At 56.1% G+C, this 26,331-nt stretch carries 22 protein-coding genes and 1 other RNA gene; 5 read left to right on the top strand and 18 right to left on the bottom strand.

Features of this window, described 5'->3' with window-relative positions; all coding sequences use genetic code 11:
* Positions 1 to 533: 533 nt before the first annotated feature.
* The 4 genes from J4859_RS06830 to treP all read right to left on the bottom strand — a co-directional run bounded on the left by J4859_RS06830 (position 534) and on the right by treP (position 6,047).
* Positions 534 to 707 carry a hypothetical protein gene (locus tag J4859_RS06830; RefSeq protein ID WP_212334540.1) on the bottom strand — a complete coding sequence of 58 codons (174 nt, stop codon included), beginning with the start codon at positions 705 to 707 and terminating at the stop codon, positions 534 to 536.
* A 107-nt stretch (positions 708 to 814) separates the two neighbouring features.
* Positions 815 to 979 (bottom strand): hypothetical protein, encoded by a 165-nt coding sequence (locus J4859_RS06825; RefSeq protein ID WP_212334538.1) that lies wholly within the window; start codon positions 977 to 979, stop codon positions 815 to 817.
* A gap of 1,271 nt (positions 980 to 2,250) precedes the next feature.
* A complete protein-coding gene (locus tag J4859_RS06820; protein ID WP_212334536.1) occupies positions 2,251 to 3,978 on the bottom strand; it encodes an alpha,alpha-phosphotrehalase in 1,728 nt (575 codons plus the stop codon).
* 20 nt (positions 3,979 to 3,998) lie between these two features.
* Positions 3,999 to 6,047 (bottom strand): PTS system trehalose-specific EIIBC component, encoded by a 2,049-nt coding sequence (treP, locus tag J4859_RS06815; RefSeq protein ID WP_212334534.1) that lies wholly within the window; start codon positions 6,045 to 6,047, stop codon positions 3,999 to 4,001.
* Between the two features lie 497 nt (positions 6,048 to 6,544).
* Between treP and J4859_RS06810 the strand changes: the two genes are divergently transcribed.
* A complete protein-coding gene (locus tag J4859_RS06810) occupies positions 6,545 to 6,946 on the top strand; it encodes a hypothetical protein (RefSeq protein ID WP_212334526.1) in 402 nt (133 codons plus the stop codon).
* Between the two features lie 1,351 nt (positions 6,947 to 8,297).
* Here J4859_RS06810 and glmS read toward each other — a convergent pair.
* Positions 8,298 to 10,142 (bottom strand): glutamine--fructose-6-phosphate transaminase (isomerizing), encoded by a 1,845-nt coding sequence (gene glmS, locus J4859_RS06805; protein WP_212334524.1) that lies wholly within the window; start codon positions 10,140 to 10,142, stop codon positions 8,298 to 8,300.
* A gap of 1,104 nt (positions 10,143 to 11,246) precedes the next feature.
* Here glmS and J4859_RS06800 point away from each other — a divergent pair.
* Complete coding sequence (locus J4859_RS06800) at positions 11,247 to 11,396, top strand: hypothetical protein (RefSeq protein WP_212334522.1); 150 nt, start codon at positions 11,247 to 11,249, stop codon at positions 11,394 to 11,396.
* A gap of 89 nt (positions 11,397 to 11,485) precedes the next feature.
* On the opposite strand, the gene J4859_RS06795 is transcribed toward J4859_RS06800, so the two are convergent.
* Positions 11,486 to 12,379 carry a patatin family protein gene (locus tag J4859_RS06795; RefSeq protein ID WP_212334520.1) on the bottom strand — a complete coding sequence of 298 codons (894 nt, stop codon included), beginning with the start codon at positions 12,377 to 12,379 and terminating at the stop codon, positions 11,486 to 11,488.
* A gap of 635 nt (positions 12,380 to 13,014) precedes the next feature.
* Here J4859_RS06795 and J4859_RS16875 point away from each other — a divergent pair.
* The 3 genes from J4859_RS16875 to J4859_RS17630 all read left to right on the top strand — a co-directional run bounded on the left by J4859_RS16875 (position 13,015) and on the right by J4859_RS17630 (position 13,893).
* Positions 13,015 to 13,140, top strand: a complete 126-nt coding sequence (locus tag J4859_RS16875; RefSeq protein ID WP_256436850.1) for a hypothetical protein — start codon at positions 13,015 to 13,017, stop codon at positions 13,138 to 13,140.
* A gap of 193 nt (positions 13,141 to 13,333) precedes the next feature.
* Positions 13,334 to 13,468: a hypothetical protein gene (locus J4859_RS16870; RefSeq protein ID WP_256436849.1), complete on the top strand. Its 135-nt coding sequence runs from the start codon at positions 13,334 to 13,336 to the stop codon at positions 13,466 to 13,468.
* Between the two features lie 284 nt (positions 13,469 to 13,752).
* Positions 13,753 to 13,893 carry a hypothetical protein gene (locus J4859_RS17630; RefSeq protein WP_371812235.1) on the top strand — a complete coding sequence of 47 codons (141 nt, stop codon included), beginning with the start codon at positions 13,753 to 13,755 and terminating at the stop codon, positions 13,891 to 13,893.
* A 10-nt stretch (positions 13,894 to 13,903) separates the two neighbouring features.
* Here J4859_RS17630 and J4859_RS06785 read toward each other — a convergent pair whose 3' ends face one another.
* The 12 genes from J4859_RS06785 to murD all read right to left on the bottom strand — a co-directional run bounded on the left by J4859_RS06785 (position 13,904) and on the right by murD (position 26,318).
* On the bottom strand, positions 13,904 to 14,530 hold the full coding sequence (locus tag J4859_RS06785; RefSeq protein ID WP_212334518.1) for a YigZ family protein: 627 nt from the start codon (positions 14,528 to 14,530) through the stop codon (positions 13,904 to 13,906).
* Positions 14,531 to 14,577: 47 nt separating this feature from the next.
* Positions 14,578 to 14,931, bottom strand: an RNA gene (gene rnpB, locus J4859_RS06780) — RNase P RNA component class A.
* Between the two features lie 128 nt (positions 14,932 to 15,059).
* Positions 15,060 to 15,800 (bottom strand): DivIVA domain-containing protein, encoded by a 741-nt coding sequence (locus J4859_RS06775; protein WP_212334516.1) that lies wholly within the window; start codon positions 15,798 to 15,800, stop codon positions 15,060 to 15,062.
* Between the two features lie 61 nt (positions 15,801 to 15,861).
* Positions 15,862 to 16,122, bottom strand: a complete 261-nt coding sequence (locus J4859_RS06770) for a YggT family protein (RefSeq protein WP_249113788.1) — start codon at positions 16,120 to 16,122, stop codon at positions 15,862 to 15,864.
* A 15-nt stretch (positions 16,123 to 16,137) separates the two neighbouring features.
* Positions 16,138 to 16,878, bottom strand: a complete 741-nt coding sequence (gene sepF / locus J4859_RS06765) for a cell division protein SepF (protein WP_212334514.1) — start codon at positions 16,876 to 16,878, stop codon at positions 16,138 to 16,140.
* A 201-nt stretch (positions 16,879 to 17,079) separates the two neighbouring features.
* Positions 17,080 to 17,904 (bottom strand): polyphenol oxidase family protein, encoded by an 825-nt coding sequence (locus tag J4859_RS06760; RefSeq protein WP_212334512.1) that lies wholly within the window; start codon positions 17,902 to 17,904, stop codon positions 17,080 to 17,082.
* Between the two features lie 11 nt (positions 17,905 to 17,915).
* Positions 17,916 to 19,052, bottom strand: coding sequence for a cell division protein FtsZ (gene ftsZ / locus J4859_RS06755; RefSeq protein WP_212334510.1), 1,137 nt, complete (start codon positions 19,050 to 19,052; stop codon positions 17,916 to 17,918).
* A 363-nt stretch (positions 19,053 to 19,415) separates the two neighbouring features.
* The gene (locus J4859_RS06750) at positions 19,416 to 20,741 is read right to left on the bottom strand and encodes an FtsQ-type POTRA domain-containing protein (RefSeq protein WP_212334502.1); all 1,326 of its coding nucleotides are present in this window, start codon (positions 20,739 to 20,741) and stop codon (positions 19,416 to 19,418) included.
* A gap of 37 nt (positions 20,742 to 20,778) precedes the next feature.
* Positions 20,779 to 22,206, bottom strand: coding sequence for a UDP-N-acetylmuramate--L-alanine ligase (murC, locus tag J4859_RS06745; protein WP_212334500.1), 1,428 nt, complete (start codon positions 22,204 to 22,206; stop codon positions 20,779 to 20,781).
* A 44-nt stretch (positions 22,207 to 22,250) separates the two neighbouring features.
* The gene (gene murG / locus J4859_RS06740) at positions 22,251 to 23,369 is read right to left on the bottom strand and encodes an undecaprenyldiphospho-muramoylpentapeptide beta-N-acetylglucosaminyltransferase (RefSeq protein ID WP_212334498.1); all 1,119 of its coding nucleotides are present in this window, start codon (positions 23,367 to 23,369) and stop codon (positions 22,251 to 22,253) included.
* Between the two features lies 1 nt (position 23,370).
* On the bottom strand, positions 23,371 to 24,831 hold the full coding sequence (locus J4859_RS06735) for an FtsW/RodA/SpoVE family cell cycle protein (RefSeq protein ID WP_212334496.1): 1,461 nt from the start codon (positions 24,829 to 24,831) through the stop codon (positions 23,371 to 23,373).
* A 92-nt stretch (positions 24,832 to 24,923) separates the two neighbouring features.
* The gene (gene murD / locus J4859_RS06730) at positions 24,924 to 26,318 is read right to left on the bottom strand and encodes a UDP-N-acetylmuramoyl-L-alanine--D-glutamate ligase (protein WP_212334494.1); all 1,395 of its coding nucleotides are present in this window, start codon (positions 26,316 to 26,318) and stop codon (positions 24,924 to 24,926) included.
* Positions 26,319 to 26,331 lie beyond the last annotated feature (13 nt).

Below are 26,331 nucleotides of genomic sequence, written 5' to 3'. Positions count from 1 at the left end.
GTAGCGCTGTATGCCGCCGAGCGTGAACGTGCCTTGCTTGCTGCACTTCCTCGTCTCCCACCTCCTGCAGGAGAACCTCTGCGGCGCGAGCGCTAAGAGGGCTGCCTTGTCCTTTCCGAACAGGTCGAGCTGCGGTGTGCCCTTCTTCCAGTGGGGCTTGCCCTACGAGAGGCTAAGGCTCTGCTCGAGAAGCCTGCTGTTGAAGGCCTCCACGTCGCCCACGGCCGGCATGGGCACGAACATGTTCCGGCAATGGGTGCCTACCTTGTTCTCCACATTGCCCTTCTCGTTGCCTAAATAGGGGTTCGTGAAGGAGCACGAGAGGCCATAGCGGGCGCAAAACAGGCGGAAGAGCTCGCTTCAGGCGGATCTCGTCGCCGACCATCCTTCCTATGCCGAGCGCGTTGTCAAAGACCGCGCGCTTCCGGCAGGTCGCCTATGAACTCGAACACATCGGTAAGCTCCTCGCACACGCATTCCACCGTCTCGCCCCACAACACCTGCGTCAGGCCCACGTTGGAGTGGGGGGAAGCTCACGGTGAGGTACCTCCCCCTTTAGACGTTGCGCCCTTCACCGTGAAGTCGGCCTTACCGAAGTCGACCTGGCACTTACCGGGTAGCCATTCGAGGGCAAAAAGCCGGCAAGGCCCCTCCGCGTCCCTGTCAGCCGCCATCTCATAGCGCTTCTCCTTCACGTAGCGCTGCACGGTGGGACAAGGAGCCCTTAAAGCTGTGATCGTTCCTCAGCCTGTCGAGGATGCGCACGCCGGTGTGGCGCTGCTTGCGCCAGCAGCTGCGCTCCTGCCCGAGCATCTTATCGATGAAGCGACCGAACCCTTTGAGGGAGGAGTGCCTCGCCTCCCTGTTCCTTAGGCATCTTTGGCGAGAGGTCCTCCATCTTCGCGTACTTCCTCGCAGTGGGCTCACACACCCCGACCTTCTTCGCGATCCTGGCGATTGGCTCTTTGTTCCTGTACATCTCTCGTATATCTTAAATCTTGTCCACACCGATCATTTCCTTCTGCCCCTTTCTGTCGATACCGAAGCAGCGACATTCTGGAGCATCCTGGGGATGGGCAGCGTGCCCATGCGCAAACCCGAAAAATCTTCGTGATGAAAGCCGTAGCCTTCCGGCGCTCAGAACCCCAACTCAGAGGCTATCAAATACAGGTCAGAGAGACGCTGGAGGGTCACATAGCCGAAAGGACCACGATCATACATAACAACGCGCCCACAGCTCCCTCGTCAGGGCGCTGAAGGGGACCAGCGTCGCATACAAGGCCGACACCGAGGATCCGGACTATCTTGAAGACATGAAGATGGTCAACAGCCTGTGCGCCTGGATAAGGTGCTTCGTGGAGGGCTATGTGGGCATGAAGCCTCGAACCTCCAGGAGTATCTCAACTGAAACGTATATCTCTTCCGGGTCAAGCAGGCCGACGAGAGGTGGCCGAAGACTGCAGGGGTCCTCCGCCATCTGATGCTCACCGAAGCGCCTTACCGCAGTTCAAGGAAGCACAAGCATCCGCACTCTGGTTGACTATTCAAATAGCATTCATTATACTTGTCTACTTCTTCAATACCTAAACAGCCAACTTTCTCTAACAATATTTCTGTGTCTGTAATATACTCATAATCCACCATGTCATTTGCTCCTACAAGTCCTATATCTTTGTTTTATCTAGTTCTTCCTTGTACATCTGTCTCCGGCTTTTCAGATGATTCTTACGGATGAGTGCTTTCACGATCTCCTAAAGCATCGTCTTTGCACCGCGCACATGCCTGCCACGCGCCTGTCAGTGGTAGCTGGTATCTACCAGTGCAATCCAGCTATCCCACACAACGATTGCATCCATCCGCTCCAGGAATGCCTCCCGCCGAGTCTTCTTCCTAAGACCTTAGAATTTAAGGTCTTAAAAGCTCATCTATCTGCCCATATCTGCCCCCTGGATATGCTGGAATACGTTGCTGTAATTATAACATATCCGCAGGCAGATAGGCATTTATGTGGGTATGGACACTGCGTGGTTCGAGACATTTTGAGCCGACGGCATACAGCGTACAGCCCCAGCTACCTCATCGAGGCGAATTAATCATCGTTTCCCTAGGATATAAACTCGGACCTGCCAGAGGGCCATGCTGTTTAGTCGCCGTTTATATAGCGCTGCTCATGCAGCGCTAGCCGAAAAGGCCATGGGACACATACTGCATCCCATGACCCCTATCTCAGCGACTCTTTCACTAACTTTCCTATTTGTTCAGCGCACCTTTGGTGATCCAGGCACATGCCTCATAGGGCTTCAACGCTATTGTACCATCCCCCTGGATCTGCGGTGCTTCCTTGTAATTGAAGACTAACGGCTCCAGCTCACCTACGTTGAGCTTAGAGGCATCAACCGTGCATGGCTTCTGGTCGAATGAAGTGGTCACTACAACGCGTATATCGCCGATTTGACGCTCAAAGAGCAGCACCTTCGGAGCCTCATCTCCTGGCTCATAGCAGGTAACCTTACCGGTTGCCAACACTTCGAGTTCGTGACGTAAATGGACGAGGTTACGGTAGTACTCAAAGATTGAGCCAGGTTTATCGACCTCAGCTTCGGCATTGATGCTCGTGTAGTTCGCAGGTGAAGCAAGCCAGGGCTTTCCGGTAGTGAAGCCTGCGGCATGCCCATCTGACCACTGCATCGGCGTACGCCCGTTATCACGGGAGCGCTCTGAGAGAACGTGAAGAGCTTCGTCCTCAGTTTCACCTTTCTTGAGCAAGATCTGATAGAAGTTAAGTGACTCGACGTCGTTGTATTGGTCAATCTTCGCGTAGTGTGCGTTCGTCATTCCCAACTCGTCGCCCTCATAGATATAGGGCGTGCCTTCCAGGAAGAAGGACGTAGTAGCCAACATCTTACCCACGTGCTCCCAATCAGAGTTGGGCTCTCCTTCACCGGCGCGGCCGCCGAAGCGGGTGACCGCCCGTGGCTGGTCGTGGTTGTCCCAGAAGAGGGCATTCCAACCGCCGCCTTCCTGCATACCCCGCTGCCAGGTGTAGAGGATCCCGCGCAACTTTGCGATGTCAGCCTCTTTCAACGCCCACTTGTCCCCGTTGGCATAGTCCACCTTCAGATGGTGGAAGCTGAAGGTCTCAGCCAGCTCATGGTTGTCAGGATTGGAATACTTGATGCAGTTGTCGAGCGTCGTTGACGCCATCTCCCCCACCGTGAGCATACCGTCAATACCGGTGGTGGAAACGAGCTCCTGCAGGTACTCGTGGATGTGCGGGCCATCGGCAAAGAGCGGCCGTCCTGCCCCTTCGGTGTCGTCCACGAACTTCGCGGGTTTGGAAACGAAGTTGATCACGTCGAAACGGAAGCCGGCGACGCCGCGCTTCTTCCAGAACAGCACGACATTCTCAACTTCTTTGCGGACCTTGGAGTTATCCCAGTTCAAGTCCGGCTGTGATACATCGTGCAGGTGCAGGTACCACTTGCCGATGTGCGGCTCCCACTCCCAGGCGCTGCCACCGAAGGCAGCCTTCCAGTTGGTGGGCGGCTCTCCCGGATCCCCCGGGCCTTTGGAGTTACAGCCGTCTTTCAGGAAGTAGTACTGCTGATACTCCTTGTCACCCGCAATCGCTTTCTGGAACCAGGGATGATCACAGGAAGTGTGGCATAAGACCATATCGAGCATGATGCCGATATGGCGTTTTTTGGCTTCAGCCACCAGTTCATCAAAGTCATCCATCGTCCCATAGGTGGGATCGACCGCGGTGTAGTCAGAGATATCGTAGCCGTTATCCCTCATGGGTGAAGGATAGAACGGGGTGATCCAGAGGTAGTCGATCCCGAGCTTAGCCAAGTAATCAAGCTTGGAGGTAATACCCGGAAGGTCTCCAATACCGTCCCCATTAGAGTCGCAGAAGCTGCGGATATAGATCTGATACACGACGGCATGTTTCTTGTCGCGTGGAACAAAGTCCGCCATTGCTCTCCCCTTTCGTCTCGTTAGTGTGCCAAATACGTTACGATCTCAGTCTCACCGGCCAGGGCGTGGGCGCCCAAGAAGTATGCGATATCTTTGGCGTCGTCCGGCTCAGTCAGGATCACTGCGGTCTGTGCGGAGTGCCCCGCTGCCTTGATCTTTGCCTGGTCGAAGGTGAGCAGCAGATCGCCTGCCTTCACGTGCTGCTCCTGTTTCACGGGGCAGGTAAAACCGTCGCCGTTCATATCGACGGTGTCAATACCGACATGGATGAGGACTTCGATACCGTTATCGAGCGTGAGGCCTATAGCGTGGTAGGTGTTCGGCATGATAGCGGAGACGGTTGCATCAGCCGGAGCAACTACACGGGAAACAGCCGGAGCTGGCTCGATCATGACGCCGTCGCCCATAGTTTTGCTAGCAAAGACAGGGTCAGCCATATCGGAGATCGGATGCACGGTTCCCTCAATTGGAGCAATCAGTGCGTGGACAATCCCTGTCTCGTCGGTCGCAGCTTCAGGAACAGTCTCAGACGCTACGGTCTCAGTTGCCGCAGGCACAGTTTCCTCAGCAGGAGCAACTTCTGCGGTAGTGGCCTCAGCCTTGAGCGCGGGCTTCTTGTCGTAAAGATCCCTCTCAGTCAGGCTTTTCTTGCCCGCAGCAAGCGTAAGCAGGAATGGAATCACGACGGCGACGAGCATACTCAATGCAAAGATGCCCCAGTACTGAAAGCGGATGGAGAGGATGCCCGGCAAGCCACCGACGCCGATGGAGAGCGCCTGGACGCCGTTGCCGGTACAGATCATAGCCGCACAGGCGGAGCCAATCATACCGCAGAGCAGCGGGAACTTGTATTTGACGTTGACACCGAAGAGCGCCGGCTCAGTAACGCCGAGGTAGCAGGAGATGCAAGCTGGGATGTTAACCTGCTGAGCGCGCTCATTGTGCTTCTGTAGAACACTCATACCGAGGACAGCGGAGCCCTGAGCGATGTTGGAGAGTGCGATCATCGGCCACAGGGTGGTGTAGCCAAGGGCTGCGACCATCTGGGTATCGATTGCGTTGGTCATGTGGTGCAAGCCGGTCATAACGAGCGGGGCATAGATTAAGCCAAAGCCTGCTGCGAAGAGCAGTCTGAAGTCGGAAGAGAGGCCCCAGTTGACCGCATCTGCGACTGCGGTACCGATAGCCCAGCCGATCGGTCCAACGAAAGCGTGGGTAATAATAACCGCAGGCACCAGCGAGCAGAACGGCACGACAATCATGGATACGACTTCAGGCGTGACCTTCTTGAAGAACTTCTCGAGTTCAACCAGGACAAACGCACCCATCAGCGCTGCAATAACCTGGCCCTGGTAGCCGATCATTCTGACTTGTGCAAAGCCAAAGTTCCATACCGGGATCTGGTCGGCCGGGGTGGTCGGGACCAGAAAGCCGTTGAGCAGCTGACTTGATACCATGGTCAAGCCGAGGATGATGCCCAGGATCTCGGTGGTACCCATCTTCTTAGTGACAGACCAGCAGATGCCAACCGGCAGCATATGGAAGACCGCCTCACCAATCAACCATAGGAAGCTATAGGTGCCGGCCCAGAACTGTGAGAGGTCTGCGAGTGACTGTGTCCCGTTAGCGACATCGAAGTTACCGGCAGCATCAAAGAAGTTGATATCGCCGATAATGTTACGGAAGCCGAGAATAAGGCCGCCGCAGATAAGGGCGGGAATGATTGGCGCAAAAATCTCACCCAAGACACCGAGTGCACGCTGTAGCCAGTTTTGGTTGGCGCCGGCGGCTTCCTTCGCCTCCGATTTCGAGACACCTTCAATGCCTGAGATCTCAGTGAAGTCATCGTAGAATGAGGCAACATCGTTACCGATGATGATCTGGAATTGCCCCGCCTGAGTAAAGGTACCTTTCACAGAAGGCAGATCCTCAATCGCCTCAACGTTAGCTTCATCCGGATCAGCCAAGACAAAGCGCATGCGCGTCATACAGTGCGATACAGCAGAGATATTCTCCTTACCACCTACAAGGTCAAGGAGTTTCTTCGCGTCCACCGCGTACTTTCCCATAGCGCCCTTTTCCTTCGTTCTGAATCAGATGAACACAGTTTTCCATCGGCACCAGCTCTGTGTGGTGTCGAGATATAAAAAACTTGAGTAACCGGCTTAAATTATGATGGATTTATGAATACGTTGGTGAAGGGGCGTCAGATTCAGGGGCGAACGGCATCTCCTTCACTACCAGCGGCTAACACATCCGTAACTCCGAAGCTGGAATGATCTTTTTAGCGGCGAATCCACACTTCGAGTGTAACAGGGAGATACGAGCCAACCGTCCAGGCACGACCTATGATGATGCTCGCAGAGACATGCACCATTCTAAACGTTTGACTCTGTTAGACCACTGTGGATATAGGGAAGCGAAAAGATGTCACGGGGTCACCCTACAATCGGGTTCGACCAAGAAACCGACCTGAAGAAGGCCCTGCATGCTCGACATGATACGACAACTAGCAAAGTAGCTGACCTACGAGGAGAAGGTCGCACTCACCGCCGATCTCAAGCAGATGATAGCCGAGAAGCTGGCATCGCAGGCCGACAAGTCCGCCACATGTCCGCACTGCGGATGCCCTGAGTCCACCAAGCATGAGTGCTCGCTTACAGCAGGGACAGGCAAGCTGCTCGCGCAGTCGAAGTTAGCAGTATCCCAGTGGATGAAGCTTACCCAGTGCCTGGCTGGCAGGCTCACACTACGCAGGTGTGCAAAGAGATGCGGCGTGTGTCTGTACAGCGCCTGGTTCATGTGCCAGCGCGCATGTGAGGCGATAGCGTTAAGGCTTAAGTTGTTGCGCGCCGTCGGCAAACACTTCGCAAAGAGCCTGGCCGACAACCATGGGGCAGGCTCATTCGAGATGGTGTTCCCCCAAGCAGCGCAGTGCCCACAACATCTGTGTGCGGGGGCTCTCTAACCTACAGCTCTGCGTTGTCTACGGCGTAGACAAGCTCGGCGCGACGGTAAGGGCCAATATGCAAGCGGCCTGGTCAACCTCGGTGTAGCGCACGTCACAGGTCAACTCCATGCACTTGCAGCTTAAGCACTTCATGGATCGCATCCGCAAGGTCTCGACCAAGCATCTCTAACACTACCCAGAGTAGTTCTGCTACAAGGAGCAGTTCCGAAGATCGAACGGCGATAAGCGCAGGCAGATCTACAAGCACAAGTGAGACGGTGTCTACCACACCACCCAGAGAGGCTATATGGGCATGCCGATTGCGTTCCCTCAGTACTGGGAGCAGGCGACATGGTCTCATATCCACAGTGGTCTAATAGAGTCAAACGTTTTTCTCTCTGTTAGACCACTATTGACCTGAGAAGGATCCAATGTTGTCCGAACCTTTGCCTACAATGCATGTCGCCAAACAAAGACACCGAGAAACGGAAGGGCCGGACTCAATGATACTGCAGCAGATCGAGAAGATGAGCATCACAGAAAAAGCGCAAGCTCCTGAAGAGGCTCAAGACCCTCATCACTAAAAAGATGGCAGGATCTACCCTCACAGGTAAGCTCAAAAGATGCCCGAGGTGTAGATCTGTAGACTCCTTCTGTAAAGGACACTTCGCGGGAAGGGAAGGCCCACCAATTCAAAGTTAAAAGTTGCCCTTTCAGGCATCGCCGACAGCTCCTGGGTCGCAACAGACAATCATGCAGGATATGGCGCACATCCTTTCCTTACTCAGCGTCGTTGAGCACGCACCAAGTGTGGTAAAGAAGTCCAGGGACAGCGAGAAGCGGTCTTGTCAATGCGATGCAGCGAAGGCTCAGGCAAGTTCTTGCTTTTCTTCTACAAGGTGGCAACAAAGTGGCTCGGCCACTGTCGCTCGTGCTTCCTTTGGACAAAGCAGGCAAAGCATTCGAAGCAGGACAGCAAAGAGATGCTCTCAGGACAGCTGGCAGAAGGCAGCTACATACACACGAGGCGCGCTTGTCGACATACCCAGTCTCCCTGGGACTGGTGGAAGGCGAAGGCCGAGGTCAATAGTGGTCTTACAGAGAGAAGTTTTTTTCTATGGGTAAGACGGCCTGAGCAGCTCTATTGCCGTTTACAGATTCAGCCTTGGCCACGCTCCATGTAGTTTCTATTCGATTGACCTCACAGGATACAAAAATTCCCGCCCGTGTCATCTCATCCAATCGTGAGAAAACACAGAGCGGGGCTTACTTGTGGCTGTTCAACAAGCGCGCATACGACGCCGAGCCATCATCCGCATACCGTCTCTCGGCAGCCAGCGTATTGCTGGACTACTCCTGATATACGGGACTACTCAACCGTGACGGACTTGGCCAGGTTACGCGGCTTATCCACATCGAGACCCTTGGCACGTGCTACATAGAGCGCAAGGATCTGCAGGTGTACGATGGAGACGATAGGAATGATGTATTCGCTCATCGGCGGGACCCACAGCACATGGTCAGCCAGGTTGGCAACCTCTTCATCACCGTCAGTTGCCACCGCAATAATGTAACCGCCACGGGACTTTGCTTCCATAATGTTGGAGAGAGTCTTGTCGTGTACGTGGTCCTGCGGCACAATCGCGACCACCGGAAACCCGGATTCAACCAGGGCAATCGGGCCATGCTTCATCTCACCTGCCGGATAGGCTTCTGCGTGAATGTAGGAGATCTCCTTCATCTTCAGGGCGCCTTCGTAGGCGGTCGCAGAACTGGAGCCACGGCCGAGGTAGAGCATGCTCTGCGCATGCTTCAATTTTTTGACTAGCTGCTTGTCCTGCCAGGTTCGCTTAAAGATCTTGCGGATCGCGTCAGGTACGGTCAGAAGCTCACAGTAGACCTTCTTGACCTCGTCGAGCGTCATATTACCATTCGCCTGTGCCAAGCGCAGCGCTACAAGCGTCGCAGCGACCATCTGTGCCGTGTAGGCTTTGGTTGAAGAGACGGAGACCTCAGGTCCTGCCTGGACGTAAATCGTACCGTCGGATTCACGCGCGGCAGAGCTGCCTAACACGTTGGTGATGGCAAAGATCCTGCAGCCCATGCTCTTGAGTCTGCGTGCTGCCGCAAAGGTATCGGCGGTCTCACCGGACTGAGTGATGATCAGGCAGAGAGTGTGGTCGGTGACCAGCGCATCAGAGTAAAGGAACTCAGAGGCATATTCGATGTCAACCGGAATCTTTGCCCAGTGCTGGATCATATTCCTTGCGATGAGTCCTACGTGGTAGGAGGTGCCGCAGCCAATAATGTAGACACGGTCGACCTGTGCGAGCTCCTCGTTACTCATATCAAGCTCGTCGAGCCTGATGCCCTTATCGGTAAGGCGTCCCTTGAGCAGACGCTCAATCGCCTCAGGCTGCTCGCTGATCTCCTTGCTCATAAAGTCAGGGTAGCCACCCAGGGTTGCAGCGGAGGCATCCCAGTCGATATCAAGCGTTGCAGGATCCTTAACCTCGTCGCCGTTAGCGTCATAGATCGTGATAGTACCGTCTTTCTGGAGCAGGGCGATATCGTCATCTGCGAGCTGGATTACGTGCTTGGTGATCGCAGCTAAGGGCATAACGTCAGAAGCGGCGTAGGCACCCTCCGGGGTAGAAGCGACAACCAGGGGGCTGCCATGACGAGTTACGACAACAGAGTCTGGCTCATCGGTGCACACAACCGCCAGGGCCCAGGATCCCTCGAGACGTGCCACGGCATTGCGCAGAGCCGCGATCAGGTTGCCCTTGGCAGGGCCGTTCCAGGCATCTTCAAACAGGTGTGCTACGACCTCACTGTCGGTGTCGCTCTTGAACTCGTGACCTGCCTCTTTAAGCTGTGCACGCAGATCCTCATAGTTCTCGATAATGCCATTGTGGACGACTGCGATCTTGCCGGAGCAGTCGGTATGGGGATGTGCGTTTCTGTCGGAGGGGACACCGTGGGTAGCCCAACGGGTGTGGCCGATACCGCAGGTACCGACAAGATTTGCGTTCTTTACACGATCACGAAGGGTTGCTACACGGCCCTGACACTTGACCACATGAAGATTGTGGTCAGGGGAAATCGTCGCAATGCCCGCCGAGTCATAGCCACGATACTCAAGCGTTGCGAGACCATTCAAAAGAAAGTTAACAGCTTTGTCGGTTCCGGTACATCCTACAATTCCGCACATATAAGCGCCTCCGGCTTCAGTAGTCATTTACACCTGTTATGCTTAGACCTATCTTTGTGATATCTAAGAAGATTGTCATTGGTATTTTTCCGAAAATAAAAAAATACCACACTGTCTAATCCAGTCCTAATAGAGTGGCCCAGTTGATTGTACACTGAAATCAACCCCGAAAGAGTGCTCGCCTCCTTCGATCCGGGGCCTTAAGCCGCCATCAGCCCTAAGCGATACCAGTTTGAGGGGCGTCTCGTAGCTAAGTAGCTGGTGGAGCCGCTCGTTGTTGTACTGCTTACTGTAGCCCGCGATGAGCCTTCTTGAGCTCGCCGAGCGTTTTGTACTCGTTGATCCTCACGCACTCACTCTTGAGGCTTCTAGATCATCTCTTTTACGATAGCGTTGTCGACCCACTTCCATGCTCTGGCAGATGTTTCAACAAGCCAGCAGGCCCTTATACGTTGCGGCGGAGAGGAGCGATCCCTGGTCGAAGTTGGCACTGGAGGGTTTTCCGTGGGCAGATTAGCATTCTGAGTGCAACAGAATAGCGCCAGGCAAAGGTCATGGCGCACCTCCGAAGGCTACGATGTTGGTTGTCTCAATCAACGTCGCAAGTCAGGGAGCAATGCGCCACTACACACATCTTAGCGCTTCGTCGGCTCAGGCGAGCTCGATATCCCCGGTGCGCCCCCACAGGACCAGCTCCGCCGCCATCTGTACAGGAAGGGGAAGTGCACGCACAGGGAACACAAGGAGAGGAGAGGCAAGATCAAGGTCTCCTGCGGCATCTCAGAGAGGCCCAAGCAGGCACACGAGCGCTTAAGGCTCGGTGACGGGGCAGACGACACGCTCGTCGGCAAGCCGGGAGGGCCCTGCCTGGTGACAATCGCGGATCGCTGAGTCGCGGCTACTCGTAGGTGGCAAGGCCGCCGCGCACACGAGGTCGAGCTCACGGCTCTGTTAGGCCGTGACCGCAAGACCATCACCCCTGAGCGCGGCAAGTAGTTTGCCCCCTGTGCGGAGGTGAGCGACAGGCTCGGCGGTGTCCAGTTCTACTTCTGCCATCCCCACCACCGCAGAAGCCCACTGCTAAGAACACCGATATCCTCATCTGTGAGTTCTTCCCCTAAGGGCACGGACTTCTCCAAGCTCACCGATGATGAGGTACAGCGCGTATTCGGCATGATCAACGACAGGCCGAGGAAGGTCCTGAAATACAGGACGGCCAACGAGGTCTTTAGGGAACTGTTGCACTCAGCTTGACAATCTGCCTTCTCAGACACCCTTCTGTCGAGATTCTATAACCGGAAGCACCGGTTAGTGCAGCCTACCTCTGTTTCTGTATGCAACCGCTACAGAATTTCACGGATCTCCTCGAGGTGCCTCTCAGTCTCTCGACGTCCCTCCAGGTAGAGATTCAGCAACGGCAGCCCCTCATGCTCAGCGGTCTTTACATTCACCGGCTCGGGTGGCATCAGAACAATCACCTTGCCTGTATCTGCAAGCTCTTTGAGCTGTTTCCGTTGGGCATTGATACGATCCGCCCGTGTAGCAAGATCCTGTTCAAAGTAGGGATACCCATCGTATTGGTGGGTCTTCAGGGCAAAATCTTCAAGCGTTCCCTCATGGACATACGTTTTGTCTGAGGTAAGCACCACCACAGCCTTCTCTGCAGGCACTCTGTTCGGCACCTTCGAGGCCCCTTCGAGTCCCAATGCGGCAGCAAAAGGGATTTCATCTGAGCATCCACCGTCGAGGTAGCGATGGCCGTCAACCTCAACCATCGTCGAGAGGACGGGCATCGAGGCCGAGGCCCGTGCTTTATCGGTATCCGACATCTCTGCTTTGCTGCGTAAGTATGCTGGAGTCCCAAATGACACATCGGTGGCCACGAAGTACATGGGCGTCGTGTCCTTCACAAAGGTATCCAGATCACAGGGATCGATCTGGTTTTGGACCACATTGTACATGAAGTCCGTACCAAAATAGTTGCCGGTCTCAAAGAAGGTCTTCATCGACATCATTCTCGGGTCATCGCGCAGCGCAAGCATGATACGCATCGAGCGGCCGATCTGCCGTGAGCGATAGCTCACGGACATGAGGGAGCCCGCCGAGACACCCCAAATACTTGCAAAGGAATCGGTATAGATGTTGTTTTCCATAAAGACATCGAGGACACCGGCCTCAAAGATGCTCTTATAACCTCCGCCCTCAAGCACGAGAGCGGCTCTCTTATTGCTTTCCATCAATCCACCTCCGGACGCATGCCACAGGACCCTCACATACACAAACAATGACCATGAACAGGGTCTGTCCACAGTCATGCCTACTGATATTTCTATGTGCATGAGGCCTTACGCCTTGTGCGCCATTTCCCTCACCTTAACACCGATACCCAAGGCCTGTTAACCCATCAACTCTCATTAGTGAATTCTCATTGCTAGGGAAACGATGATTGATTCGCCTCGATGAGGTCAGTGGGACCACACGCTGTATGCCACCGGCTCAAAATGTCTCGAACCACGCAGTGCCCATACCCACATAGATGCCTATCTGTCTTCTGGATATGGTATAGCTACATCCACGCATTCCTGCATATCCAAAAGGAAGATATGGGCAGATAGATGAGCTTTTAGGACCTTACATCCTAAGGTCTGAGGAGAAAGACCAGGCGAGAGGCACACCTGGAGCAAATGGATGCAATCGTTGTGTGGGATAGCTGGATTGCACTGGTGAAACCCAGCTACCACTGACAGGCTCTTGTCAGGCATGTGCGCGGTGCAAAGACAAAGCTTAGGATGTAGCCTGCTTTAGGTCATGTTCGCTCTCTTAAGACGAGGGAACTTAAGGATGCGGGAGCTTCCCCGCGGGGGACGCCGCCGTGATGCTGGCGGCGGCGAGGTGCAAGTACGTGGCCGAGGGCGGCTGGGGCTCCAGGCGCTACCTCGACACCGACCTGTTGAACGGATGGGACGAGAGGGAGGTGCTCAAGAAACAAAAAGGCTAGCTTCGACTACCGGGACGGGACCCCAGCTGGAGAAAGTACGAAAGACTATTGACGGAACCGACATATCCTGTGGCACATGCACTCGTAAGGGAGGATGACAGGTTCTGCTATGCAGACTTTAGGCTATATAGGTATAGCGAAGCGCCCTTAAGGACGCATAAAGACCCACGCCTCTCATCTATGCGCTAAAGCGTTGCTAAGAAAGCCTTCGACTAGAGAGGGCCTTGACTGTGCACTCTTGTCCGAGAAGGGCATCGAGTTCAGGAAGGCATCCATCCGCTCAAAGGTAGAGCATCCCTTCCTTATCCCGGCTCTCAGCGTCGCTTGATCTGTCTTGGAGCTTTCTTGCGGTGCATGGGACAGGACAAATGCCAGGATAGCGGCTCCTGCACGTGCTGGATGAGCATCCTTCCCTGCCTTTCCCGCATTCCGGCCGCGAAAAGTCGTGTGGTCGGTCCCCTCTGGCACGTCATAGGGCATTAATCATCGTTTCCCTAGGATCATGGCATAGATCTTCTGCTCTAAGAACATCGATGGGTGGATGGCGTCCGCGTTCAATAAGATGGTGAAGCGGATCCGGCCTTCTGTACCTACTTCTGTGAGCGCTTCTATCTGAAACCGGAAGAGTGCGCCTTTATCGACGACAAAGAGGACAACATCGTGGGCGCCAAAGCCGCCGGCATGGCTGCCCACCGCTACACCGATTCCCGGAATTTGACCGACTGGCTGCACCAACAGGATGTGCAGTTCTGATCCCTACCACTTATCCAAGCAAGGCAAAGTGTGGCTTTCCTACTATGTAGATCTTCTTTCCCTGCATCAGTTCAGTGATGGATTGCAGGGTTGGGTCTTGGGTCCCCGCCCGAAAACGCGCGGCTACGGTCACCTCAGTGGCGTAGTCCTGGTTCTGTATCAATCCGCCGCCCATCTCCAGCAGATGAATTACCATGTCATGTTTGGCATACGGAACGGTGAGTGTCACGTCGACAACCTCTGTCATTTCGACCAACAGGTTATCTTCTCGCGCCTGCTCAATCGCTTCCTGAGTGCTTGTGGCATACGCCCGAACCAAGCCTCCGATCCCGAGCAGAATACCCCCGAAGTACCGCGTCACGACGCAGCAGACGTCACGCAGGCCACTGTCATGCAGCACCTGCAGTATCGGCATGCCTGCCGTCCCATGTGGTTCCCCATCGTCCGAAGAGTGGGTCTGCCCGCCGGAGAGGACCCAGGCAGGCACGTGATGGCGGGCAGCGGGGTGCTCCGCTTTTACTGACGCAATAAAAGCATTCGCCTCGTCGAGTGTCTCGACGTGCGCGAGCTTTGCGATGAAGCGTGACTTCTTCTCACGGTACTCTGCGGTTGGATTGGTACCGGCCTTCGATGTCATAAAAGATTGTTGAGTTACCACGGCTCGTAATCCTTATTTTCAGAGTTGCACGAAGTGGGCCTATGAGCCGGGTTCTGTCGAGGACAATCATCTATCTAGGAGCACCGTTACCGGTGCCCTCAAGCGCACAACCCGGATGCCGTGCGGGTCACACGATCGCATCCCTATTTGTGTTTGCTCCAGAAGGGGCTTACCAAGCCGCCGTGTCGCCACGACGCTGGTGGTCTCTTACACCACCGTTTCAGCTTTTCTCTGACCTCAAAGAGGCAGTGGGAGTCTTCTTTTCTGCGGCGCTCTCCGTCGGGTCACCCCGCCTGGCCGTTAGCCAGCTTCTCACCCTGTGGAGCCCGGACTTTCCTCATAACCTCACATGTAGGTTCCGCGATTGTCCGGCCCACTTCGCTCCTATCCATTGTACCATGATCGCCCAGCACACACAGAAACTGCCAAGCTAAAACAGAAGGGCCATACAACAGAAGGGCCATACACTTGTAAGGCCCTTTAGATCGCTTATATATGTTAGATGCGATTAGTCGAGGTCGTCGACGTTGATGCCTGCATGGTAGGCAGGCTGGTCAGTGAGGACGGTCTCATCGGGGTTAGCATTGTCGTCTGCACCCACATTGTCGTCCGCCTGATCGTTGTCTTGGCTGTTATCTACATCAGCAGAAGCCGCAGGCGCGCTGTAGCTGTTGTCAGCTGCTTCAGAGACGCTGGCACTCGAGGATGCGTGATCATCATCTGAAGACGGGAAGACTGCGTCGGCGTCGTCCATAAAGTGCTGGATCAGCTCTTTGTAGGACTTACGGAAGTCCTCGAGGGACTTCTTGAGACGCTCGGTCTCGTCGATCTCGCTTTGCTTTTCATTAAGTGCCTGGCGGATAATGTCGCGGGCCTTCTGGTCTGCCTCATCCTTAACCTGCTCGCCGTACTCCTTAGCGTCAGCGACGATCTTGTCAGCGCTCTGCTGAGCCACGATCATGACGCGGGAGATCTGGTCGGCAGAAGCCGTCGCCTGCGGCAGCTGTGCAGACTTCGCTTGGTTGAGATCCCGCTGATGTTGCTGCTCCAGGTTCTGGACCTGTGACTGGGTAGCGGAGAGCTCATGCTCTGCGCTGTTGAGTCTGCTCTTGAGGTCGGCGATTTTCTGAAGCATCGCGTCAACTTCGCTGGAAAGCTGCTCTAGGAAAGAGTCAACCTCCTCAGTGTCATAGCCGTGCTTGGACGGGGAGAATGTCAACTGTTCGATGTCTGCGGGTGTGATAGCCATCTCAATACCTTTCTATGTGCGTCAGTGTACGCACCTTAGCCGTTATTAACAACACTAGCAACTATACCAATACCCTTACAATAAGCCTTTTGATCAGCCCTAAGACCAAGACCGCGATAATCGGCGAAAAATCGATACCGCCGACGGGAGGAATGATGCGCTGGAAGACCCTCAGGTAGGGTCCTACGATCCTGTCGAGCACCGAGGCGATATCGTCAATGACGCTGCCCGACCTTCTCGGGATCCAGCTTATCAGACACCACACGATGATCAGAATCTCATAGAAATAAAACAGGGAATCGATAACGTTAGCAATGCGCACTTCTATGAACTCCTGCTATCTCTTCAGGTCTCCGGTGGAAATCAGCTTTTCGATATCCGCATCGGACAGGCTCAGGCTCGCCGGCAGCACCGCAAAGACTTCATTGGAGAGCGCCTGCACTTTGCCCTTGATGCCACAGGCAAGGCCAAGGCTGAAGTCCAGAATGCGCTGTGCAACCGCACCCTCGGTATCGTTCAGCACCAGGATCACGGGCTGGTTGGTACGGACGCGGCGGATCACCATCTGTACGTCCTCATACTCCTGCGGCTTCAGCACGTAAGGCGGAAGCTGTCCGGAGTTGACGCGCTGCTCCTGTGGTTCGGGGACCGGCTCCTGCTGTGCCGGTCCCCCATAGCTCTGAGACTGAGCGGAGTAGTTCGCGTTGTTGGCATACGAGGTGGCCGGGGCCGTGTCGTTGTTGTAGACAGGGGCAGAGGCCGCCGACGTATAGCTCGATGAGCTTGGGGTAGGAGCGCTCTGCTGCGCCTGGCGCGGGGTATAGCCGGCACGCTCGTTGGAGCCGACCGGGCGTCCGGATCGCGTGTAGACCGAAACCGACTCTGCCTCCGGGCGCGGGGTGTTGCCTAAGACACCGCTCCCCTCACGGCCTGCGTTGTTGGTATGTGCAGCGTGGCGGCGCGGCTCCGGCTCATCGTCGACCTCGTCTAAATATTCGTCATCATCGTACGCATCGTCGTCCTCATAGTAGTCATCATCATGAGAAAAGCGATTGCGGAACTTATCGAGAAAGCTCATCTGTGTGTCCTCCTAGTAGCATGCCTGAGGGTTGTTCGCCAAAATACAGGCACTATATTTTCGTGCCCATCTTAAAGAAGGAATGAACCTTCTTAGAAAATCCTTTAGAACTTAAAGAAGGAATGAACCTTCTTAGAAAATCCTTTAGAAAATTTCACTGTTCGGACAAGAACAGGAAAACTTCCTGAATTGTTCTTGTTGCTATCCCATCGCACAGTGCCCCCCTGCCTGGATATAGGCAAGCGCACCATGGCGACCGCAGGTCCCGTGCTCGGCCCGATAGGAGTAGAACCGGTCAGTGTTGGTTGCGGTCGAGATACCCGCGTCGACGATCTGATCACGTTTCATCCCTGCTTCCAGAAGCGTTACCGTAATAGCCGCTCCCAGATCCAAGCACCGGTTTTCGCGACGTACCGACTCCCCGAAATCCGCCACAAAGCCATCGAGCAGCCCCTGGGAAACCTGGTAATCGGCACCGCCTATGTGCGGCCCGATATAGGCGCGGACCTCGCTGACCTCTACGCGCGCCGCACGGCAGAGCGTCGTGAGACCCACCTGGGAGATGCGGGCCTTCGTCCCTCTCCATCCTGAATGGAGGGCTGCAAACGCGTGGGGCGCCACTAATACCACCGGAACGCAGTCCGCGTAGCACAGAAGCACCGGCACTTCGGGGGCGGTGCAGACGATTCCGTCTGCCCCCTTCCGCGCCTGCGACCTCACCGCACGGAGTTGTTGAGGCTCAGCTGAATCGACCACCAAGATCCTCGAGCCATGCACCTGCTTCGGATTGACCAGGCGTGGGAGCAGGTCCTCGGCGCCCAGTGCCGCAAGCGCACGGCGGCGGTTCTCAGTGACCGCAGTCTGCGCATCTCCGCAGCGCTCTCCCAGATTCAAGGAACGGAAGGCGCCTTGGGATACGCCTCCGGTACGTTCGGTAAAGCCGAAGCGCACCGAGCCCGAAAGCGTTGGCGCTGTGAGGTAGCTCACCCCACGGTGTGTGACCTGTTCAAGCGTAGGCGTATCCATTGCGAACAATCCTAAATGCGGCTGTTCTTCAGGAAGTCAGGGATATCAAAACCCTGGTTCTTCGGAGCAGGCGTGCGGTTGGCTGCGCCGGTAGAGCGGGCAGCGGCACCGCGGTTTGCGGTACGGGAGGAACCCGAGCGACGAGACGTCGAGGCCGGTGCCACATCGTGGGAGCCTGCCGGGTTGTTCTTCGCGTCGTCGAGGCCGGTTGCGATAACAGTGACGCGGACCTGATCGCCCAGCGACTCGTCGACGACGGTGCCGAAGATGATGTTGGCGTCAGGGTCGACGTTCTTAGCGACGATATCTGCGGCGTCGTTGACCTCCTGGATGCCCAGATCCTTGTTGCCGGCGATGGAGAGCAGGACCCTCGTCGCGCCATCAATGGAGGTCTCAAGCAGCGGTGAGGAGATCGCCTCCTCGGCAGCGTCTGCTGCGCGAGTGTCGCCGGAGGCGATACCGATGCCCATCATTGCGGAGCCGGAGTCCTTCATGATAGTCGTGACGTCTGCAAAGTCGACGTTGATGAGACCCGGGACCGTGATCAGATCAGTGATACCCTGGGTGCCTTGAGCCAGGACCTCATCGGCCATGCTGAACGCCTCGAGCATCGTGGTCTTCTTCTCGGAGAGGTCGAGCAGACGGTCGTTTGGGATGACAACCAAGGTGTCGACGTTCTCAGCGAGCTTCTCGATGCCGCTGGCAGCAGAAGTCGCACGACGGCGTCCCTCGAAGGTGAACGGCTTCGTGACGATTGCGACAGTCAGAGCGCCCACGTCGTTCTTTGCGATGTCCGCGACAACCGGGGCTGCGCCAGTGCCGGTGCCGCCGCCTTCCCCAGCCGTAATGAAGACCATATCAGCGCCTGCGAGTGCGGCCTTGATATCGTCTTTGCTCTCCTGGGCAGCCTGCTCACCAACCTCTGGGTCAGCACCTGCTCCCAAGCCCTTGGTGATATCGGTGCCGATGTGAACCTTGATATCTGCGTCAGAGATCGCAAGCGCCTGTGCGTCAGTGTTGATTGCGACGAACTCAACGCCTCTGATCCCCTCCTCGATCATCCGGTTGACAGCGTTGGTGCCACCGCCGCCAACTCCCACAACCTTAATCACTGCAAGGTAGTTGGATGAGATGTCATTGTCGGTCATAGAATGTTCCTCCTTGCTAGGCGACGGTTGACGTATCCGCCATATCCGGTAGTGCCCATGTTTGCCGTATCGCTTATGCCTGCGTCAGGGCAAATCCTCAAGTTCGAGGCTTCAACAACCCTAAACCTCAAGTTCAGCTCAACGTGTTATCTAAAGCGACGTATACTTGCACATTTCGGCCACTCTCGTCAACCCTTTTGTAAAAAATGTGAATCGCCCAGGTAAACGTCTATTTTTATGCTCATTAAAAAGTTTAAGGCTCTTCTTGAAGCTTAAAGTTTTGTACATTGTCAATAGAAGGTTTAAGAACCTTCAAGTACCCTGAGGCTTTGCTCTACCCTCACCCAAACAGTGCAACAGTTGCTACGCCTGAGATCCCTGGGATGCAGAGGCATCGGAGGAGCCACGTGCAGTGCTGGAACCACTCTGCGTGCCTGATCCGGATGAGGAGGACGATGAATCCCCTGAGCTCTGTGACGCTGAAGCAGAGGAATCGGAGCTACTGTTGTTGGGCTTTGCCGCATTCGTAGTGCTCTGCGATTGGCCTCCCAGCGTACCGCTACCTTGTCCGATTTGATCAGAGTCCACACTTCTATATGAAGGGTTGGACGGGATCCGCACATTGATATAGGTAACCTTGCCGGCATGACTAGCCAGGATGGTCTCGATCGCGGTTTCCTTCTCTGAGATATTGTTGGCTGACCCAAGCGACACCTCTACCCCATTGGACAGCACACAGGACAGGCTCGCCGTCGAATTGGCCGAGTAGCTCACGACCTGTGCGGCGAAATCAGAGGAAAAATCGTGTTGGAAGGTGGAGACTGCATCGATCGTCTCATCATTCGCCTGTGAGCCCGACCGGGGCTGTACCGAGGCCGGTAGATTCTTGATCACGACACACTGTTGAGAGCTTGCCAGCGCCAAAGCCGCCTGTTCGCTCGTCTGTCCCTGGGACTTATCGAGCTGCGCCGGTTCAATCCAGGTTCCGTCATCGGCAATATACCAGGCTGCAGATCCCGAATTCAGGACGGCAAGTGCTCCGATGTGGCGTTCATTAATGTGAATCGTTAAGGTATGTGGAAAGTCCCGTTCATAGTCGACAGAATCCACCCAGGGATTCTGTTTTAGCTCCGAGGTCACTTTGTCCTCATCGAAATTCAGCAAGGTAGAACCTGACGGAACCTGCGTAAGGTCTGAGATCTCTTCCTGAGAGATATGGTCCGTAGGATCCGCAACCACCTGTGTAATGGTAAAGGTAGGGCTCACTCTGAGGATGAGATAGACAATGAAGACAATGACAGCGACAGAGATGACGATCTTGATCCCATGGCCGATCTGTGAGGCGGTCTCCTTGCGGTTGGGGGCACTCTGCCTGCTCCCTGTGCGCGCATGCTGCAGCGTACGCTCATGTTTTGGGATATAGGTGGTCTTATCACTATCGCTGGTCTTGCTAGCAACTCTACGAACCGCTTCAGATTTAGGGGCCTGAGGCTTCTGTGCCTGAGCCTTACGGGACTGGACTGCCGGTCGCTGAGCCGGCTTTTTTGCACTTGTGGTATTCGGTTTTCTGGCTGTGCGACCCGGGGCGGCCTCCTGGGCTCTGCGCTTGGCCACGCGTTCAGACTGAGGGAGTGGCGACACCCCGCGCGGAGTCGGCTTGCGCTTCTCTGATTTTCTCCGTTGCGTCATTGTGCGCTCCCTCAGCTCCTTCTCATACGCTCACTGCTCAGTCAGTCTTTGGCTCGTTCTTCGCTTCGTCACGCTCTCTCATCGCCTTGATAAAGGCGGGGCCCATAGCGGTGACGTCGCCGGCGCCCTGGGTGATCACCATATCACCCGGCTTCACTATCTCGACGAGCCGTGCGATCAGCTTCTTGCGGTTGGGGATGTACTCAACCTGATCGACGTCGCCGTGCTCCTGGACCTCAGTCGCTACCGTCTTGCCTGAGATGCCCGGAATTGGCATCTCCCCGGCAGAGAAGACATCCATCACAAGCAGGGTGTCCGCCTTGTCAAAGGCCTGCGCGAAGAGATCCTTGAGCGCCTGGGTCCTGCTGTAGCGGTGCGGCTGGAACACCACAATGATCCGCTTAAACTCGAGATCGGCTGCCGCAGACAGCGTCGCCTTGATCTCAGTGGGATGGTGGCCGTAGTCGTCGATCACCGTCACACCGTCAATATCCCCCACATGGGTGAAACGGCGGCGGACTCCCTTGAACGCGGAGAGCGCAGTCGCAGCCTTATCGAGGTCTGCCCCGATCACATCCGCTACTGCCATCGCCGCGGTCGCATTCAACATGTTGTGGCAACCTGGGTTGGCATGTAGCGAGATGTGCTCGCTCTTTCCGCCTGGAGCTTTGACAATGAAGTGAGACTCCAGCTGATGGTGGCTGCCCTGCGGGGTGCAGACGTAGTCGTTCGTGTCCTTGAAGCCGTAGGTCATCACGCGGCGACCGGTCGAGTGCGCGAGGTCAACCAGGTGTTGGATGTCTCCGAAGATAATGATCGTGCCAGCATCGCCCACGAGGTTCATAAACTCGCAGAAGGTCTTCTCGATGTTGGCCAAGGTACCATAGTGGTCGAGGTGGTCCGCCTCGATGTTGGTAATCACACAGATGTTGGGGTGCAGATAGAGAAACGACCCATCGGACTCATCCGCCTCACAGACGAAGTAGCCACCGTTGCCGTTCTTACCGTTGGTGTCGTAATCTTCGACGATTCCGCCGATCAAAAACGAGGGGTCCATCCCGATCTTGTCGAGCATCGTGGCGATCATCGAGGAGGTCGTGGTCTTGCCGTGGGTACCCGCGACCGCGATGGTTTTGGCCCCATCTGAGAGGGCAGAGAGCATCTGCGCGCGCCTCCACACCGGAATCGAAAGCTGTCTGGCATGGACCAGCTCCGGGTTCGTCTCCGGAATTGCGGAGGACACAACGACCACATCCGGGTTCTCTTTGTCGATCGTGTCGGCGTGATGCCCCACATAGACATGGATGCCAGCATTCTCAAGCTCTCGCACGTAGCGCGAAGCCTTCAAGTCCGACCCCGTTACCCTACAGCCACGCTCATGCAGCACCAACGCGATACCGCTCATACCTGCGCCGCCAATGCCGATGAAGTGAGCACTATGAAACTTGGGCATCTTTTCTGCCATCGTTCGTCCTTCCCTCAAACCAGCGTTTTTGCCGATTCTCCATTTTAGCTGCTTTGCGCCATCTCCACCGCATCAGCAAGTGCGCAGGCAGCATGGGCCTGACCCAATCCATGGGCCGCTTTTCTCATCTTTTCGCGCTCCTCTTGGTGGTCGATCAGGTGCAGGACTTCCTGCTTGAATCCCTCGCCGTCGATCTCGCTGTCGGGGGTCAGCTTCGCGGCCCCGTGGTCCACAAGGTAGCGCGCATTGATCGTCTGGTGATCTGCAGTCGCTTTCGGATACGGGACCAGGATGCTCGGGACGCAGAGCGCCGCGATCTCTGCGATCGAGGACGCCCCTGCACGGGAGATCACCGCATCAGCTGCTGCCAGCGCCTCACCCATCGAGTCGATGTAGGGCATAATGTGGTAGCGCTTCTGCTCCTGCGCAGTGAGGTTCAGGTGCTCCTTCACCGCGTCGAAGTCCTGCCTGCCGGTGGAGTGGATCACGTAGAGGTTCTTGCGGCTCAAAAGCTCGTCTTTCATATTCGCAACCGCACTGTTCAGATGGCGCGCCCCGAGCGAGCCTCCAAAGACCAAGAGCATCTCCGCGTCCTGCGGTACCTGGAAGTCGTCCCGTCCCTTTTCACGGGAGGCATTGATCACGGACCTCCTCACCGGGTTCCCCGTCACCATCACCGTCGTCTCCGGCCCGATGTCCTTTCGAAAGGCGTCCTTCGCTGCCGGAAGTGAGAGGCATACGATTGCCGCAAAGTGCGCGCAGCTCTTGTTCGCAAGGCCTGGCACGGAGTTCTGTTCGTGGATCACGACCGGCACGTTGTTCGCGTGACACCACCGCAAGAGCGGCATCTCCACGTAAGCCCCGAAACCGACCGCGACGTTCGGCTTGCCAACCTTCTCGAAGTACTCTGCGATCTGCTTCTCCGCATGCTCCATACGTACGAGTGCGAAGACCAGCGTCCAGGGGCGGGCACGGTCAAAGCCGGTGATGTGGGTCTCAAAGAAGGGGAAACCAGCCTGAGGAACCAGGGTGGCTTCGAGGCGGTTCGGCTGGCCGAAGAAGCTGACCTCGTCCCCTCTGTCTTTCAGCTCCTCCGCAAGCGCGAGCGCGGGATTGATGTGCCCCGCGGTACCTCCAGCAGCGATGGCAACCTTGAGCGCCATGTTATCTCCTCCTTGTGTGCCGACGGGGATCGCGCGCGTCCCTCCTGCGGCGGTTGTACCCAGCATCTACCTTAGAGTTCAGCCTCGGTCGCGCAGGGCGCTCACGCCTTTCTGTCGGCGCAGACACCCCACTCCCTCCACTATAGTACCCCTGTCCTGCGCTGTTACGGACGTCAGATGAAGAGGCACGGCGGCTGTGCAGCTGATTAGAGGCTCCGCCGGGGAGCACCATAAAGGAGGCACTTGAGACGCGGTAGCCCTTCTGCGCCTCAGCCCCACGGCCTGCTCCCGGGCCATCAGTCACGTGGAAGGTCTCCCGGGCACGGTCGTGCTCGTCTCTCGCAATCATTGAGGAGCGCGACACCGAGATGATCAGACCCACCAGCATGCAGGTGGAGATGATGGAGGATCCGCCGTAGGACAGAAACGGGACCGGCTTGCCGCTCAGCGGGATCATGCCCAGCACACCGCAGATATTGACCAGCAGCTGGATCACAAGCATCGAGGCACTGCCACAGGCGATCAGGCGTCCCAGCAGATCCGGAGCCTGATTGCCGATCTTGAAGCTTTGGATCAGCAAAATTACAAAGCCCACAAGAACACCGACGCAGCCGACAAAGCCACACTCCTCGCCTACGATTGCGAGGATAAAGTCATTGTACGCCATCGGCAGATACGCGTACTTCTGATGCGAGGAGCCGATGCCAGTGCCGAAGAGGCCACCGGACCCAAAGGCGTACCAGCCTTCGATCATCTGATAGCTCGAACGGTAGCGGTCGCCCCAGGGGTTGAGAAGCGTCTGGATACGCGCCAGAGAGTAGGAATCACGCAGCGACAGGAGCAGGAAGAGCGCAAAGCCAATTGCGATCAGGACGCCGATCGTTTTACCGCGCACCCCTGCCAGATAGAGCATACAGATGATCGTCATGATAATAATCAGGGTCGTGCCCTTATCCGGCTGGATCACGACGAAGAAGAGCGGCAGGGCGACAAAGATCGCGAGCTGGATCAAAAACTCCTTTGAGTTGGTCGAGCGCTCCTCAAAGTACTGCTCAAAGATCATGCCGGAGGTCACGATCAGAAGCGGCTTCACGAACTCAGAAGGCTGCAGCGAGAAGCCGCCGATCGAGATCCAGCGGGTTGCGCCGTACATATCGCTGCCGGCAATCGGGGTCTGTATGATAACAAGCAGGACCATCATCAGCAGCCAGAACCAGAACGTAAACCGCCGGGCCAAGTCGTGGTATTCGATCCGTGCAATCACAGACGCGATCAGGACGCCGAGCACCAAGTTGCGCGCCTGGCTCTTCAGGAAGAACGCCGGATCGTTGTTGTAGTCCGCCGACGACATCGCCACGATCGAGGAGGACGAATAGATCATCATGAGCCCGAAGGCTGCAAGAATTCCCGCGACCAGGATCACAAGGATCATCGGCCGCATAAAACGCGCGGGCCTACCCATGATGGTACGCTCACGCCTCTCTCTTCTGCTCCGTATTCTTGATCTGGCTTGTGTCTGTGAGTGTGCCTGTTGGCTCGCGTACGCCATTCCTTCTATTCCCTCGTCTTTGCAATAAGGTCAGCTACATAGGACTTAAAGGCCCGTCCGCGCTCTGCCATGTTGTGGAACTCATCAAAGGAGGAGCAGGCAGGGGACAGCAGTACCGTGTCACCGCTTTTGGCTACGGCTACTGCCTTATCGAACGCCTCGTGCATGTGGGGCTTCTCCACCACCGTAAGCGTATCTGAATGCTCGTTTTGCAGCGCCTCAGCGATACGGGGCCCCGCTGCGCCATAGCACACCGCCACGCGGACGTCCTTCGCGACGTCGCAGGCTAGATCGGTCAAGGGCGTCTCCTTATCGTGCCCACCTAACAGCAAAATGATGTGGCCCGGCTTGAAGGCGGTCAGCGCCTTCTGGACCGAATCGGTGTTGGTAGCTTTTGAGTCATTCACAAAGTGGACCCCGTTAACCTCGCCGCAGGGTTCGATACGGTGTTCGAGCGGCTTGAAGGTGGAAAGACCGGATCTGATTGCATCTAAGCCCACGTGCAGCTCAAGTGCGAGCGCAGAAGCCGCTAACGCATTCTCTACGTTGTGGAGACCTCTGATCGAAAGCTCATCCTGCGTGCAGATGTGTTGCTCTTCCCCGGCACGCCGCACGATCAGCTCAGAGCCTCTCAAAAAGGCCGCGTAGGGGGTATCAGGCTCGGTCTGGACCGTGAGCTCACATACCCGGATACCACGCGCCGCAACGCGCTCACAGATGGCCCGGGAGTAGTCGTCGTCGACCGAGATGATCGCCAGATCATCTTTCGTCAGGTTCTGGAAGATCTTCTCTTTGGCTGCCGCGTAGTTCTCGAGTGTCTTGTGCCACTCGAGGTGGTCGGGGGTGATGTTGAGCAGCACCGCCACATGGGGGTGCAGCTTCTTGGTCGTAGCCAACTGGAAGCTCGAGAGCTCTGCCACAAACCAGGAGTCTGCCGGACGCTCGTCGAGTCTGCCTGTAATGATCGTGCCAATGTTGCCAACCGCTTCAGCCTTCATGCCGGCAGCGTGCAGCAACGCAGTAGAGAGGCTCGTCGTAGTCGTCTTGCCGTTGGTGCCGGTGATTGCGACCCAGTGCTCCGGGCTCTGCCGGTAGGCAAACTCAGGCTCCCCGATCACCTCATCGGCGTGCGCCTCTGCCTCAGCAAAGAAACCAGAGAACTCAGAGATGCCCGGCGAGACCACTGCCAGATCAAAGTGCCCCTCGATCTGCTCGGTGCCGAGCTTCACGGTGCAGCCTAGGTTCTCAAGCTCACAAGAGAGCTTCCCCGGCTTTGAGGCCGCCCCGCCGATCACCGTGACAGATGAAACAGTGGTGCCGAGCCGTTCGGCGCAGTACTTCGCCACTGCCCCTCCGGTCAAGCCTAATCCTAGTATGACAATTGATTTCTGTACAGGCATAAGAAGACCCTTC

This window comes from Atopobium sp. oral taxon 416 (genome assembly GCF_018128285.1).
In the GTDB taxonomy this organism is placed as follows: Bacteria; Actinomycetota; Coriobacteriia; order Coriobacteriales; family Atopobiaceae; genus Olsenella_L.
The sequence above is the reverse complement of the archived record's forward strand: the minus strand, read 5'-3'. Positions and strand labels throughout refer to the sequence as shown.

Coding starts and splice junctions, on each gene's coding strand:
- J4859_RS06825 (WP_212334538.1), bottom strand. CDS start 979: ATGTACAGGAACAAAGAGCCAATCGCCAGGATCGCGAAGAAGGTCGGG.
- J4859_RS06820 (WP_212334536.1), bottom strand. CDS start 3,978: ATGGCGGACTTTGTTCCACGCGACAAGAAACATGCCGTCGTGTATCAG.
- murG (WP_212334498.1), bottom strand. CDS start 23,369: ATGGCGCTCAAGGTTGCCATCGCTGCTGGAGGTACCGCGGGGCACATC.
- J4859_RS06750 (WP_212334502.1), bottom strand. CDS start 20,741: ATGACGCAACGGAGAAAATCAGAGAAGCGCAAGCCGACTCCGCGCGGG.
- J4859_RS06785 (WP_212334518.1), bottom strand. CDS start 14,530: ATGACATCGAAGGCCGGTACCAATCCAACCGCAGAGTACCGTGAGAAG.
- ftsZ (WP_212334510.1), bottom strand. CDS start 19,052: ATGACCGACAATGACATCTCATCCAACTACCTTGCAGTGATTAAGGTT.
- J4859_RS06810 (WP_212334526.1), top strand. CDS start 6,545: ATGATAGCCGAGAAGCTGGCATCGCAGGCCGACAAGTCCGCCACATGT.
- sepF (WP_212334514.1), bottom strand. CDS start 16,878: ATGAGCTTTCTCGATAAGTTCCGCAATCGCTTTTCTCATGATGATGAC.
- glmS (WP_212334524.1), bottom strand. CDS start 10,142: ATGTGCGGAATTGTAGGATGTACCGGAACCGACAAAGCTGTTAACTTT.
- J4859_RS06735 (WP_212334496.1), bottom strand. CDS start 24,831: ATGGGTAGGCCCGCGCGTTTTATGCGGCCGATGATCCTTGTGATCCTG.
- J4859_RS06775 (WP_212334516.1), bottom strand. CDS start 15,800: ATGGCTATCACACCCGCAGACATCGAACAGTTGACATTCTCCCCGTCC.
- treP (WP_212334534.1), bottom strand. CDS start 6,047: ATGGGAAAGTACGCGGTGGACGCGAAGAAACTCCTTGACCTTGTAGGT.
- murD (WP_212334494.1), bottom strand. CDS start 26,318: ATGCCTGTACAGAAATCAATTGTCATACTAGGATTAGGCTTGACCGGA.
- J4859_RS06760 (WP_212334512.1), bottom strand. CDS start 17,904: ATGGATACGCCTACGCTTGAACAGGTCACACACCGTGGGGTGAGCTAC.
- J4859_RS06795 (WP_212334520.1), bottom strand. CDS start 12,379: ATGGAAAGCAATAAGAGAGCCGCTCTCGTGCTTGAGGGCGGAGGTTAT.
- murC (WP_212334500.1), bottom strand. CDS start 22,206: ATGGCAGAAAAGATGCCCAAGTTTCATAGTGCTCACTTCATCGGCATT.